The 13,274-nt window shown below is 50.5% G+C and carries 15 protein-coding genes; 5 read left to right on the top strand and 10 right to left on the bottom strand.

Annotation, left to right across the window (positions count from 1 at the left end):
• Position 1: 1 nt before the first annotated feature.
• Positions 2-2,029 (bottom strand): T9SS type B sorting domain-containing protein, encoded by a 2,028-nt coding sequence (locus DEV76_RS21885; RefSeq protein ID WP_109700073.1) that lies wholly within the window; start codon positions 2,027-2,029, stop codon positions 2-4.
• 89 nt (positions 2,030-2,118) lie between these two features.
• Between DEV76_RS21885 and DEV76_RS21880 the strand changes: the two genes are divergently transcribed.
• The 3 genes from DEV76_RS21880 (at position 2,119) to DEV76_RS21870 (ending at position 4,105) form a co-directional block, all read left to right on the top strand.
• On the top strand, positions 2,119-3,090 hold the full coding sequence (locus tag DEV76_RS21880) for a Gfo/Idh/MocA family protein (protein WP_109700072.1): 972 nt from the start codon (positions 2,119-2,121) through the stop codon (positions 3,088-3,090).
• A 109-nt stretch (positions 3,091-3,199) separates the two neighbouring features.
• Positions 3,200-3,550: a hypothetical protein gene (locus DEV76_RS21875; protein WP_157963036.1), complete on the top strand. Its 351-nt coding sequence runs from the start codon at positions 3,200-3,202 to the stop codon at positions 3,548-3,550.
• Between the two features lie 204 nt (positions 3,551-3,754).
• Positions 3,755-4,105 (top strand): hypothetical protein, encoded by a 351-nt coding sequence (locus DEV76_RS21870; protein ID WP_109700070.1) that lies wholly within the window; start codon positions 3,755-3,757, stop codon positions 4,103-4,105.
• Between the two features lie 11 nt (positions 4,106-4,116).
• Here the strand turns inward: DEV76_RS21870 and DEV76_RS26030 are convergent, their stop codons facing one another.
• A complete protein-coding gene (locus DEV76_RS26030; protein WP_157963035.1) occupies positions 4,117-4,284 on the bottom strand; it encodes a hypothetical protein in 168 nt (55 codons plus the stop codon).
• Positions 4,285-4,380: 96 nt separating this feature from the next.
• Between DEV76_RS26030 and DEV76_RS21865 the strand changes: the two genes are divergently transcribed.
• Positions 4,381-4,731, top strand: coding sequence for a hypothetical protein (locus DEV76_RS21865; protein ID WP_109700069.1), 351 nt, complete (start codon positions 4,381-4,383; stop codon positions 4,729-4,731).
• Position 4,732: 1 nt separating this feature from the next.
• On the opposite strand, the gene DEV76_RS21860 is transcribed toward DEV76_RS21865, so the two are convergent.
• The 4 genes from DEV76_RS21860 to DEV76_RS21845 all read right to left on the bottom strand — a co-directional run bounded on the left by DEV76_RS21860 (position 4,733) and on the right by DEV76_RS21845 (position 9,099).
• Complete coding sequence (locus tag DEV76_RS21860) at positions 4,733-5,410, bottom strand: 2-C-methyl-D-erythritol 4-phosphate cytidylyltransferase (protein ID WP_109700068.1); 678 nt, start codon at positions 5,408-5,410, stop codon at positions 4,733-4,735.
• A gap of 78 nt (positions 5,411-5,488) precedes the next feature.
• Positions 5,489-6,538 carry a tRNA preQ1(34) S-adenosylmethionine ribosyltransferase-isomerase QueA gene (queA, locus tag DEV76_RS21855; protein WP_109700067.1) on the bottom strand — a complete coding sequence of 350 codons (1,050 nt, stop codon included), beginning with the start codon at positions 6,536-6,538 and terminating at the stop codon, positions 5,489-5,491.
• A gap of 66 nt (positions 6,539-6,604) precedes the next feature.
• The gene (locus DEV76_RS21850) at positions 6,605-8,329 is read right to left on the bottom strand and encodes an ABC transporter ATP-binding protein (RefSeq protein WP_109700066.1); all 1,725 of its coding nucleotides are present in this window, start codon (positions 8,327-8,329) and stop codon (positions 6,605-6,607) included.
• Complete coding sequence (locus DEV76_RS21845) at positions 8,329-9,099, bottom strand: AMP nucleosidase (protein ID WP_109700065.1); 771 nt, start codon at positions 9,097-9,099, stop codon at positions 8,329-8,331. The genes DEV76_RS21850 and DEV76_RS21845 overlap by 1 nt, the downstream gene beginning before the upstream one ends.
• Positions 9,100-9,164: 65 nt before the next feature.
• Between DEV76_RS21845 and DEV76_RS21840 the strand changes: the two genes are divergently transcribed.
• Complete coding sequence (locus tag DEV76_RS21840; RefSeq protein WP_109700064.1) at positions 9,165-9,635, top strand: type I restriction enzyme HsdR N-terminal domain-containing protein; 471 nt, start codon at positions 9,165-9,167, stop codon at positions 9,633-9,635.
• A 384-nt stretch (positions 9,636-10,019) separates the two neighbouring features.
• On the opposite strand, the gene DEV76_RS21835 is transcribed toward DEV76_RS21840, so the two are convergent.
• The 4 genes from DEV76_RS21835 to DEV76_RS21820 all read right to left on the bottom strand — a co-directional run bounded on the left by DEV76_RS21835 (position 10,020) and on the right by DEV76_RS21820 (position 13,232).
• Complete coding sequence (locus DEV76_RS21835) at positions 10,020-11,456, bottom strand: Glu/Leu/Phe/Val family dehydrogenase (protein ID WP_109700063.1); 1,437 nt, start codon at positions 11,454-11,456, stop codon at positions 10,020-10,022.
• A gap of 62 nt (positions 11,457-11,518) precedes the next feature.
• Positions 11,519-11,776 carry a CcmD family protein gene (locus DEV76_RS21830; protein WP_157963034.1) on the bottom strand — a complete coding sequence of 86 codons (258 nt, stop codon included), beginning with the start codon at positions 11,774-11,776 and terminating at the stop codon, positions 11,519-11,521.
• On the bottom strand, positions 11,769-12,434 hold the full coding sequence (gene ccsA / locus DEV76_RS21825; protein ID WP_109700061.1) for a cytochrome c biogenesis protein CcsA: 666 nt from the start codon (positions 12,432-12,434) through the stop codon (positions 11,769-11,771). Before ccsA ends, DEV76_RS21830 begins: the two co-directional genes overlap by 8 nt.
• A gap of 135 nt (positions 12,435-12,569) precedes the next feature.
• Complete coding sequence (locus DEV76_RS21820) at positions 12,570-13,232, bottom strand: heme exporter protein CcmB (RefSeq protein ID WP_232827019.1); 663 nt, start codon at positions 13,230-13,232, stop codon at positions 12,570-12,572.
• Positions 13,233-13,274 lie beyond the last annotated feature (42 nt).

Genomic DNA, 13,274 nt, shown 5'->3' with positions numbered 1-13,274 from the left:
ATCACCTCAACAAAGTAGTCACCCCTTTCTGGAATACTCTTTTGTTGAACTCCGTATCTGTATACTCCAGCACCCACGCATATGTGCCTACGGATGCCGGCGATCCATTGATCCGGCCATCCCATTTCTGCTGCCAGTTACGGGTCTCAAACACCAGCTGGCCATTACGGCCAAATACACGGAATAGCAAATCAGCAGTTTTATATCCATTCAACGGATACAGATAATCATTCACTCCATCGTTATTGGGCGTGAATCCGGTAGGCACCGCTACATGACAACTGGGTACTGTTTTCAAAACATGTACGGCTGTATCTTCACATTGCAGATTGTCCACAACAATCAGCCGCACCGTATACTGAGCCTCCCGCGTTACCATCGGGTAGCGGTACGGATTCGGTACAGGGAGAATGCTGCCTGGCCCATGGCCCAGGTTCCAGCGCTGCGACACGATGTTACCGGTGCTCTGATTGGTAAATGTGATCATATCCAGCGGACAAAGCACAAACGCCCCAGGCGTAAAAGCAGCCACCAGTTCATTTGGAAGGTCAATTTTTTCTGAATGCACATCTGTACACTGCCTGTTCCAGACGGTCAGCTCCACTTCCTTCATCCCATAGTTCCCTTTCCAATACACTTTGTCGACCGATTGGGTGGTTTCTTCACTGCCATCTTCAAACTTCCAGCTCCACCGGTTTACACCGTTGGCTCCGTTATGATCCAGGTGTATGGTATCGGAAGCACAATTCAGCGCTGCGCGGAAAGCAAACCGGGCATCCACCACATCGCTGGTACCGAATGGCACGAACTGCCCCAGTAGCGATTCCACATTACACTCACTCATCAGGGTATTGTTATCGGTGCCCCGTACCAGGTTTAACCGCCAGTTACCTTCTTCCGTGATGGTTCGGTTGAGTACTATCTCAATACTATCGGTCAGTTGTCCGTTACAGAACACATTTGCGGCGGTAACCATCACGGGTTGCCCTGTTCCGGTAATGGTAAAGTCAGAACCGTTAAGAGCTACGGAAGCACAACGTACAGGATCCCGCAGCACTACCATGAGACGGTTAGGGCGGCAACCTACCGGCCGGATGAGGTCGAAGGGTACCGGTTGAGGAACGGCTATCGTCATCGTGATATTCTTGCCGGCGGTGATGGGGTTATCGCAGGCATCGAGCAATGTGTTACCATCGCTGCCGGTTTTTACCCGGAGGGTATAGTTACCGGGCCCCAGGGGCCGGTCCAGCTGAAGCACAACCGAATCCATATCAAAGCCCCCTGTGCAATTAACGCCTTCCGCTGCTATTACACGGGCGGGAAGACCGGCCAGTTCAAAATCGCTCCCATTAGCTGCAATGGTATTGCACCGGAACTTTTTGGACAGTTTAATGGCGATCCGGTTATTGAGGCAACGGTAGCGGGCCGATACAAAATCACCGGTATTGGGATCGGTGATTACGGCAGTGCCGCCACCGAACGATAAAGTATATCCGCTTTGGGTATTGGTAAAATGGCTTACCAGCAGCAGGTATTCGTGCCCTACCTGTAAGGTGGGCATACTGCTGAAGTTGGGATAAGTGGGTCCGGCACAATTAATAAGCCCCTGCCCTGCCGGGCCAGCCCCTGTAAGCCCGGAAAGCGAACTCCAGTTGCCGCAAACCTGCATGCTCCGGTCGGTGAAAATATCGTTCACGTTCCGGCCGGTTACGTCAAACACATGCCAGTCGTAATCATCGTTCAGATTGTTCGGTAATATGGAAAACCCGAGTGTACCTGCCTGATAGCAGGTGAATTTGTAGTAAAAAGGGTTCCTGTCAGTATAATCCGTATTGGGATCCACCTGTCCGCAGAAGTTCAGTGCGAGGGTACGCCCGGCGCAAAGGGGAACGGAAGCCTGTGCCAGATTACGGGTGCCACAGATAGGGAATGCGCTCTGAGGCGTCTGTCCCAGTTGCTGGCATGCCTGTCCGGAGGCGTGAAGTGCCGGCAATAGTGGTAAGCATATGATTAGCAGTAAAAAGCGCATGAATGGTTAGGGGTGTCGTATAAATATATATAAAGTAATAACATGTCGTTTTGTTACATTTGCAGGAATTTTCTTAAAAATAACAGCGCATGCTAAAAATTGGCTTGTTTGGAGTAGGACACCTGGGCAAAATACATCTTTCCCAGCTGTCAACCATGAAAGATGTGGAAGTGACGGGATATTTTGATCCCAGCGATGCCAACGCGGACAGTATCCGCGACCAGTATAATCTCACCCGGTTCTCATCTGCCGAGGAGCTTATCAAAGCTTCCGACGCAATCGATATTGTGGCTCCTACCACCCAGCACTTCCAGTTATGCGAAACTGCGATCCGCATGGGCAAGCACGTATTCGTGGAAAAGCCCATGACCAATACCATGGAAGAAGCCCGGCTGCTGGTAAAGCTCGTGGAAGAAGCGAATATCAAATTCCAGGTAGGCCACGTTGAGCGCTTTAATCCTGCTTTCCTTGCACTGAAAGGGTACGACCTCAAGCCCATGTTCATTGAAGTACACCGCCTGGCAGAATTCAATCCCCGTGGTACAGATGTAAGCGTGATCCTCGACCTCATGATCCATGATATCGATATCGTGCTCAGCATCGTACAATCCAGCATCAGCCGCATTTCCGCCAGTGGTGTAGCGGTGATGAGCGATACACCTGATATTGCCAACGTCCGTATCGAATTCCACAACGGATGTGTTGCCAACCTCACCTCCAGCCGTATTTCATTGAAGAAAATGCGTAAAATGCGCCTCTTCCAGAAAGATGCTTACATCGGTATCGACTTCCTAGATAAGAAAACCGAGATCATCAAACTGAAAACACCGGAAGACGAAGGGAAATTCACCCTCGATATCGCTACCAATAATGGTAAAAAGACGATCGCCATCGATAATCCGGAGATCAAACAGTCTAACGCTATCCGTACGGAACTGGAGCTTTTCCGCGACAGCATCCTCGAAAACAAACCGGTAGCCGTAAATGTGCGCGACGGGTTCCAGGCACTGGAAGCTGCTCATCAGATTCTGCAGAAAATCGGGAAAGGCCAGTCGGAATAAGCATTTCCGGTAAAGATGAATGAAACGTGGTCCCCAACATTCAGCAACGGGGTTGCTGCATGCTGTAACTTTTGTGTATTTCCACACGTTTCAGAAAAAACCACGTACCATGAAAAATGGACTACTCCTCATTGCGGCCATTATGCTTATCACCGCAGCATCCTGTAAGAAAGACAAGAAAACCGGTAAAACTGAAGCCCTCATATTTAACGAAACCCATTGCTCCGATCCATGGGTGAGAGATGTACCAGGTAACAGCACCAACTTCACCCAAAAGCTACAGGCATGGCTGATCGCCAAAACCGGTGTACCAATCGGGGAACCCAAACGGGAATTTAATAAAGAAAAAGGAAATTATTGCCTGGCCTGTTCGTGCTTATCAGGCAACGTCACTATAATCCGGGTGACAAAAGGAACCGAACAAAAGTACATCGACCTGGGATTCCAAAAGGTTGAATAGTCATTCTGATTTCAGGAAAACTTCCGCAATGGCAATATCCGGCGGGCGTGTGATATTGATATTGTGATCAGCATTGTACAATCCGGCATCAGCCGTATTTCCGCAAGCGGCGTAGCCGTGATGAGCGATACACCTGATATTGCCATTTGCTACATGCTGTAACCTTTGTGTATTTCCACTCGTTTCAGAAAAAAACCACGTACCATGAAAAATGGACTATTCCTATTAGCGGCTACCATGCTTATCACTGTAGCATCCTGTAAAAAAGACAAATCTCCTGACAAGTCTAACACCTATTACTACGATGAAACCCAATGCTCCGATCCCTGGTTCAGGGATATCGAGCGAAACAGCAGCACCTTCACCAAAGAACTAAAGAACTGGCTAATTACTAAAACCGGCGTGCCCATATCGGAGCCTAAACGGGAATACCAGGTAGGGAAAGCAATTTACTGTGCAGCCTGTTCCTGCACTTCAGGTAACGTCCTTTTTATCTGGCCGGTAAAAGGCACCGAACAAAAGTTCATCGACCTGGGATTCCGTAAGGCAGAGTAATTATTCTGATTTCAGGAAAACTCCCGTAATGATAATATCGAGGGGATTATGAGCTTATTACGCTCCTCTCCTTCTACCAGATTTACCTCTGTACTATAGCGCTCTGCCACACTGGCTTCATCCGTGAATAACGGATCATAAGGTTGCCTGTCATAACAGTTATATGGTGATAACTTCATTGTCTCCTCAACGTTATGAGCAGCAATTTATCGCCCCTGGGTTCGTGAGGCAATAACTTTTAGTACCTTCAGACTGTTTTTATATAAATAGATTTCATGAGGAAAGGTTTACTATTAGTGATAGCCTGTCTAACCCTGGCCAATATATCGTGTAAGAAAGATCAGCAGATAGAACCATTAGGTGATACACTTATATGGACGGAAACGAAATGCGGGGATCCATGGGCGGTAGATGTAGATCGCAACAGTGCCAACTTTGAAGCGGAATTAGATAAATGGTTAGAATCGAAAACGGGTTTTACCATTGTGCAGCCGCTCCGTAAGAAGATTCCGGGCACAGCCCAGAATTGTACGGAATGCAATTGTAAAACCGGCAACGTTATTTACATTTTCCCCAATAATAGCAAGCAGCAGAAATTCCTCACCATGGGTTTTCGCAAGCAGTAACTTATGCTTGTTGAAGCAACACTTCGGCAATCGCCATATCTAACGGTCGGGTGATTTTGATGTTGCGCTCCTCTCCTTCCACCAGGTTAATCTCTGCACCATAGCGCTCTGCCACGCTGGCTTCATCCGTAAATAACGGATCATAAGGCTGATCGAATGCAGGAAGTAATTGTTCAGACAGGAACGTCTGGGGAGTCTGGATTATACGGAACCGGCTACGGTCTACCGACAAATTGCCTTCATCATCTACCTCGCGCAAACTGTCTTTTACTTCGATTGCCGGTATGGCATTTCCCTTTGATAAAGCGCCTTCGCAGCACCGGCGGATCAATGCAGGAGAAAGCAATGGCCGCACGCCATCGTGTACAAACACTACTGCCGGTTCTGTAATCGTTTCCAGACCGTTTTTCACGGAGTGGAAACGTGTTTCTCCGCCGTGTACGATCATAATGGATGGCGGCACGTCAAATGAAACCAGTAAGGGTGCGATGTAGGCCTGATGAGCCTGGGGAATTACCAGCACGATCCGGATATCCGGGTATGCGGTGCGGAATGCGTTAATCGTATGATGCAGCACGGGTTTGCCGCCTATCTCCATAAATTGTTTGGGGATGGTGCTTCCCATCCGCTGGCCGGAACCACCGGCTACGATAACTGCTATCTTATTCCTGTCTGGCATATATGCGAAGTAAGGTTATTTTGATAAAAAAAGGCAAACAGTATGTACTGTTTGCCTTTTAAAAATCCTGTATCCGGATCAAATAATGAGCATGGCATCGCCATAACTAAAGAACCGGTATTTTTCCTTGATAGCCTGCTGATAAGCTTCCATGATCAGGTCGTAGCCGGCGAAGGCGCATACCATGATAAGGAGGCTGGTTTTGGGCAGGTGGAAGTTGGTTACCAGTGCATTCGGAATGGAAAAATCATACGGAGGGTGGATGAAGGTATTCGTCCAGCCTTCTGCCGCTTTCAGATGGTTCTGTGCGGTAACGGAAGATTCAACGGCACGAACGGTAGTGGTACCGATAGCGCAGATCTTGCGGTTTTCTTCTTTCGCTTTGTTCACGATCTTCACGGCATATTCATCGATGTGGAAATATTCCGCATCCATTTTATGCTTGCTCAGGTCTTCCACCTCAATAGGGCGGAAAGTTCCCAGGCCGGTGTGAAGGGTAACTTCGGCGAACTTCACGCCCTTGATCTCCAGGCGTTTGATCAGCTCACGGCTGAAGTGAAGCCCCGCAGTAGGAGCAGCTACAGCACCTTCGTACTTGGCGTACACGGTCTGGTAACGTTCCTTGTCTTCTTCTTCCGGTTTGCGTTTGATGTACTTCGGCAGCGGGGTTTCTCCCAGGCTGTCCAGTACGGCCTTGAACTCTTCGTCGTTTCCTTCGAACAGGAAACGGATGGTACGGCCGCGGGAAGTAGTGTTGTCGATTACTTCCGCCACCAGGCTCTCGTCGTCCCCGAAATACAGTTTGTTGCCTACACGGATCTTCCGGGCCGGATCCACGATTACATCCCACAGACGGTTTTGCTTGTTCAGCTCACGGAGCAGGAACACTTCAATTTTCGCTCCGGTCTTCTCTTTACGGCCATACAAGCGCGCGGGAAACACTTTCGTGTTGTTCACGACCATTACGTCCTTATCATTGAAATAACCCAGAATGTCTTTGAAAACTTTGTGCTCGATTTTACCAGTGGCGCGGTTAACGACCATCAGGCGGCTCTCGTCTCTTGTCTTGGAGGGATGTTGTGCGATCAGGTTTAACGGCAGATCGAACTTGAATTGTGATAATTTCATATTACGGTATGAATGAATTTAAAGTCTGCAAAGGTACGGATTATAACGCATATCCGGAAATAAGGTTCAACGGCCGGGAATAGCCGCTATTAATTCCTTCGTATAGGAAGATGCAGGCCGGTGATACACATCGTCTGCCCTCCCCATTTCCGCAATCTTCCCCCGCTGCATCACCATCATCCTGTCACTCATAAAATGCACAACAGACAGATTGTGAGATATAAATATATACGTGAAATTGAACTCATTCTGCAATTCCCGTAACAGGTTCAGTACCTGGGCCTGCACACTTACATCCAGCGCAGATACCGATTCGTCACAGATAATGAACTCCGGGTTCAGGGCCAGTGCCCGGGCAATCACTATACGCTGCCGCTGGCCGCCCGAAAACTCGTGTGGGTAACGGTGATAATGCTCCGGCAGCAGCTGCACCTTCTCCAGCAATGCCAGCACCCGCTCTTTCCGCTCCCTGTCGTTCCCATACAATCCATGTACCTGCATGGGTTCAAGAATGGCCTGCCCAACGGTCATCCGTGGATTGAGAGAAGAATATGGGTCCTGAAAAATAAGCTGGATATGCTTCCGCATGTCGCGCAGCTCCGAAGCCGGCATGGCCAGCAGATCGCGCCCGCGGTAACGTATAGCCCCCTGCGTTGGCTCCACAAGGCGGAGCAAGGTGCGGCTCAGGGTGGTTTTTCCGCAGCCCGATTCCCCTACCAGCCCCAGCGTTTCCCCTTCCCTGACAGTAAAACTGATATCGTCTACCGCCCTGTTCCATTCTTTCACCTTCCCGAACAGTGACTTTCCGCGGGGGAACCAGGTGCTCAGTCCTTCCACTTCCAGGAGCGGCGGCCTTTCCGCGAGCATTTCTTCCCGCGCCAGCATTTCCGTTCCGGGCATTTCCAGCGATTGTACAAATGCCTTCACTTCCAGGGGCTCCCTGCTGCCGGTGAAGTCCTTTACCACAGGCAGGCGGCGTAACCGAAGGTCCAGCGGTGGACGGCAGGCCAGTAATCCTTTTGTATATGCATGGGCAGGGCGTTCAAAGATCTGCTGCACTTCCCCTTCTTCCACTATTTCACCTTTATACATCACGGCCACCCTGTCGGCGATTTCCGCGATCACGCCAAGATCGTGGGTAATGAACACCACGCTCATCCCCATCTCCCGTTGTAACTCCCGCAGCAGTTCAAGGATCGTTTTCTGCACGGTAACATCGAGGGCTGTGGTAGGCTCGTCAGCAATCAGGAGGCGCGGCCCGCAGGATATGGCCATGGCAATCATGACACGCTGCTTCTGCCCCCCGGAAAGCTCATGGGGATATTTATCAAACGCTTCTTCAGGCCTTGGCAGGCGCACGCGCTCAAAGAGGGCGAGCGTTTGCCGGCGGGCCTCGCGGGCGTTTACTTTTTTATGGAGAATAATGGCTTCGGCCACCTGTTGGCCACAGGTATGCAGCGGGTTCAGGCTGGTCATAGGCTCCTGGAAGATCATGGCTATTTCGTGGCCACGGTAGCCGCGTATGGCGGATTCTGTCAGGCGCAGCAGGTCTTGCGGAGGCTTATTTTCCGGCTGATAGATGATCTCCCCGCTGCTGATGCGCCCCGGCTCGGTAATGAGCCGCATAATGCTGAGGGAGGTTACGGATTTCCCCGATCCGGATTCTCCTACAATACCCAGTATCTCACCCGGCTGAATGTTAAACGAAATGCCTTTTACAGCGGTAACGGTATGGCCTTCGCCACGAAATTCGACGGATAGATTACGGATAGCAACCAGCGGTACAGGCATTAGAAACGGAGGTGTTTTACGGTTTGGTGGCTGTTGATGAGATTTTTCAGGGAATCGATCCCTACGCGGAGATGGCGGTCTACGAATTCATTCGTTACTTTCTTATCGCTCTCTTCGGTTTTCACGCCTTCAGGCACCATTGGCTGGTCAGAAACGAGGAGCAGCGCACCGGTAGGGATTTTATTATAAAAGCCGACCGAAAAGATGGTGGCAGTTTCCATATCGATGGCCATGGCACGGATACGCTCGAGGTACTTCTTGAAGTCGGCATCATGCTCCCACACCCGGCGGTTAGTACTGTAACAGGTCCCGGTCCAGTAATCGCAACCGTATTCCCGAATGGTGGTGGAAATGGCTTTCTGGAGAGCAAACGCCGGGAGGGCGGGCACTTCTGCCGGAAAGTAGTCGTTGGAGGTACCTTCTCCCCGGATGGCCGCAATGGGCAGGATGAGGTCGCCGATACTGTTTTTCTTCTTCAATCCCCCGCATTTCCCCAGGAAAAGTACGGCTTTGGGAGATATAGCACTGAGCAGGTCCATTACCGTAGCGGCTCCGGGACTACCCATTCCAAAATTAATGATGGTAATATCGCCTGCTGTACAGCATTGCATGGGCCTGTCGGCGCCAACGATCTTAGCATCGTTCCATTGGGCAAATTGCAGTACGTAGTTGGAAAAGTTGGTCAGCAGGATGTGGGAACCGAAGTTCTCCAGCTTCTCGCCCGTGTATCTGGGCAGCCAGTTAGCTACTATCTCTTCTTTCGTCTTCATAGCCTTTTGACAAGTGAATGTAATGTTTTTTCGGCAAAAAGCCATCCAATCGCTAGTTTTACGGGATGATATCCATCCGGTTCCCACAGCCCGATTTTAAGATTACAGCCAGCAATGGCCGGGAAATGATTTACGATCCATACCGGAAAAAGTATGTGGCGCTTACACCGGAGGAATGGGTGCGGCAGAACTTCCTGAACTACCTTGTTAAATCCCGCGAATACCCCGGCGCCCTCATGAGTATAGAAAAGGAACTGCACCTTGGCGAGTTGCGCAAACGGTGCGACATCGTGGTGTATTCCCGCGAAGCCACCCCCTGGATGATCGTGGAATGTAAGGAAATGGGCGTTCCCCTGAAGCAGCCCGTACTGGAACAGATCGTAAGATACCATATGGCCCTGCCCGCCCCCTGGCTGGTAATTACCAACGGGGTGAATACCTGGTGCTGCCGCCTCGACGGGGCTGCCGCCACCTGGGTATTTGAGCAGGACCTTCCCGATTACCCCGCTGTGACGCCCCCTCCCACAGCCGAATAAGTATGTTTTATCGTTCAAAGTATTAAAAGGTGGCCCTTTAGGCGGCCCTTAGCCGTATGCCAGACTCCTTGCAGACCTATAGTCGTTCCATTCACCCCCTAATTATATCTGGCCTATATCATGGATATGACCAGCCTATATTTAGGGTATGTTTAGCCTCTTTAAGGGCCTGATATACCCTAGATATACCCTAGATATAGGCTAAATATACCCTAGACATATATAAGGATAGAAGGCAACAAGACAAGGATTAGAATATATCTAAAAGCCCATTAAAAGCCGATAAGGATATGGCTAAAGTATTTTTGTAAGGGGTGCAAATTGACAAAAAAAGGGCGGCCATAATGGCCGCCCCGGTCGTACAGTTCCGTATTTGTGTAAAAATCAGGGGAAGATGCCGAGCTGCTCGTAAGCTGCACCCACCTTATCGATGGCGCAGGCATAGGCTGCGGTACGCATATCCTTGATTTTCTTATGCTCAAGGGATTTCTCACGCACTTCGTGGAGGGCGGTGATCATGGTTTCTTCCAGGCCGGAATAAACCAGGTCCACTTCATCTGCACCGTGGGCGATGAACTTCCTTTCTTTTTCAGATACTTTCTTACCGGTCAGTTCTTCGATCTGGCCGAGGATGTGGATATTCATGTTTTCATCGAAGCGTTTGCCGAGACGGCCGTAGCGCACGTGACTGAGGTTTTTCAGCCATTCGAAGTAAGACACGGTAACACCGCCTGCATTGAGGAACATATCAGGCACTACGATCACGCCTTTCTTAGCGAGGATATCGTCTGCTTCAGGGGTGATGGGGCCGTTAGCCGCTTCACCGATGATTTTAGCCTTGATACGGGGGGCGTTTTCTTCGTCGATCACGTTTTCGAGGGCAGCAGGGATGAGGATGTCGCACTCCATTTCCAGGCCTTCGGTGTTCTTTTTAAGGTTTTTTGCGCCGGGGAAGCCGGTGATGGAACCGGTTTCGTTACGGTGTTTCAGTACAGCATCGGGGTCGAGGCCTTTATGGTTGTAGATGGCACCATCCCACTCGATGAGGCAGATTACTTTGGCACCTGCTTCGTGGAAGTATTTGGCGGCGTGGTAGCCCACGTTACCCATACCCTGTACCACAACTGTTTTACCTTCGATTCCGGGCTCGAGACCGAGGCGTTTCATGTCTTCTTTAACGTTGCAGAGTTCACGGAGACCGTAGAACACACCGAGGCCGGTGGCTTCTTTACGGCCGCGAACGCCGCCCTGGGATACGGGTTTACCTGTTACACAGCCGTAGCCGTCGATTTCTCCGGGGCGGAGGCTCATGTAGGTGTCGAGGATCCAGCTCATTTCGCGCTCACCGGTTCCGTAATCTGGTGCTGGAACGTCGATGCCGGGGCCGATGAAGTTCTTCTTCACCAGTTCAGCCGTGTAGCGGCGGGTGATATTTTCGAGCTGGAAGGGGGTGTAATTCCGGGGATTGATACGGATACCGCCTTTGGCACCACCGAAGGGTACGTTTACAATCGCACACTTGTAAGTCATCAGGGCGGCGAGCGCCATCACTTCGTCCTGGTTCACTTCATCGCTGAAGCGGATACCGCCTTTACAGGGCAGTTTGTGGTGAGAGTGTTGTACGCGGTAAGCCTCAATTACTTCAATGCCATCGCCTACGCGAACGGGGAATTTCATACGGTATACAGCGTTACAGGCCTTGATCTGCTCAAGGATGCCATTCTCCCATTTTGTGAATTGCGCGGCTTTATCAAAGCTCATTTCCACACTGTGGAAAAAGCTATAATGCGGTTCTTGCGTCAGCGCTTTTGCTTTAGCCATAAAAAACGGTTTAGATATGTTGTTTTGGTGTTGTAAGCAGACTTGTAAGGGGGCGGCGGGGGCTATTTTTCTTTTTCCAGCTTCGTGATCTTCCTGTCGAGCCGCACCAGGTAAAATGTGATACAGCTGAAGATGATCACCAGGATGCCCACGGCTACATATATTTTACTGTTGCTCCGGAAAAACTCGTTCACGGCGCCGGTCTCCGTATTTTGCTGGCCGGCGGCTTGTTGTACGGCTGCTGCGGTATCCTGGCCGAAGGCGGTGGAAACGAAAAGCAGCATAATGGCGAAAAAGGAAACGGATATTCTGTTAACCATGAATGATATTTTTAAGAGCCAATCTTTTATAACGGTTGCGGAGGGTATAGATCCAGATGCCCAGCAGGGTGAATCCGATGAAGGCGGGCCAGAGCACCATTTTGATGGTACCGGCCGTGTCTTTATCACTGAAGCCCGGGCTGCTGGCGCTGCCGGGATGCAGGGAATCTACCGTGCGGGGGATGATGTAAGTAAGCGGAATGAGCAGTGCAAAGGCGAACACATTGTAGATGGCAGACACACGGGCGCGCTTGTCGATATCAGTGAAAGACATGCGGAGCACGAGGTAGGCCATATAAATGGCCAGGGCAATGGCGGTGGTCATCTGCTTGGGATCGTTTACGATAGTACCGCCCCAGGTATAGGTGGCCCAGAGCATGCCCGTGAGGAAGCCCATTACGCCGAAAAGCACCCCCACGCTGGCTGCGCTGGAAGCGCGCACATCGCGGCGGAGATCGTTTGTAGCGAGGTACCATACGGAATTAACCACGGAAATCGTAAGCAGGGTATACATTGCCATCCACATCGGCAAGTGAAAGAAGATGCTGCGGGCAGCCTGCTGGTTGTTGCCGATTACAGGCACCGGAACCATGAACCCTCCGATGATCACGTAAAGCAGGAGCAGTACGGAGAGTATTTTCCACCAATTTTTAGCCATTACTGTAATGAAATATTGGGGGCAAACCTACACGATTATCGCCGAACGGCAAAGCAATTTGATGATTTTGATGAACCTGCAAATCCACCGTTCAGCATTGAACAATCCGCATCGCGGAGCGACTTTTGTTGAAATTTATTCTTTCCAGAGGAATGGGAACAAGATAAGCGCAAGGGCAATAATGAGCACATCCATCCCTGCCAGCATGAGGAACATCCCTCCCAGCCCCGGTTGCACCACGGGCGAAAAAGCACTCTGGGAAACGTTACTCAGCAAAATAAGGATGGGCATAATAAGCGGGAAACCCATGATCGCCATGAGCGCCGCATTCTGGCTGGCCTGTGCGGCAATGGCAGCCAGCATGGTAAATAACAGGCTCAGGCTCACCCCGCCCAGCAATACCACCCCCAGGAAATACCAGGGTTTCACCAGCGGGTTACCCAGGAAAAGAATACAGCAAAGCAGGGTAACGGAGCTGAACAACAGCATCAGCAACACATTGTAAATCAGCTTGGCTGCTATAAAATAACGGGGGTGTACCAACGAATAAAAGTATAAAAGCCGGCCCCTGCTCTCCTGCAGAAAGCTCTTCGCCACGGCGTTCACACATACAAACAGCTGCACCACCCAGAACATGGCATTCCACATCCGCTCCTCCGGTTCCCGCACCATCAGGTTAATGACGAACACCGTGGAAAAAACATAGAGCAGAATACCAAAAAGGGCATGGCGCTGGCGCCATTCGAGCAGGATATCCTTACGGACAAGGGCATATATCTGGGAAATCGGACTTTTCACGGGCACAAAGATAACTTTGATCCGTCAAATTGAAATCCATTA

The organism is Chitinophaga deserti, from assembly GCF_003149455.1.
Classification (GTDB): Bacteria; Bacteroidota; Bacteroidia; order Chitinophagales; family Chitinophagaceae; genus Chitinophaga; species Chitinophaga deserti.
Note: the sequence above shows the minus strand (reverse complement) of the source record. Positions and strands in the feature narration are given on the sequence as shown.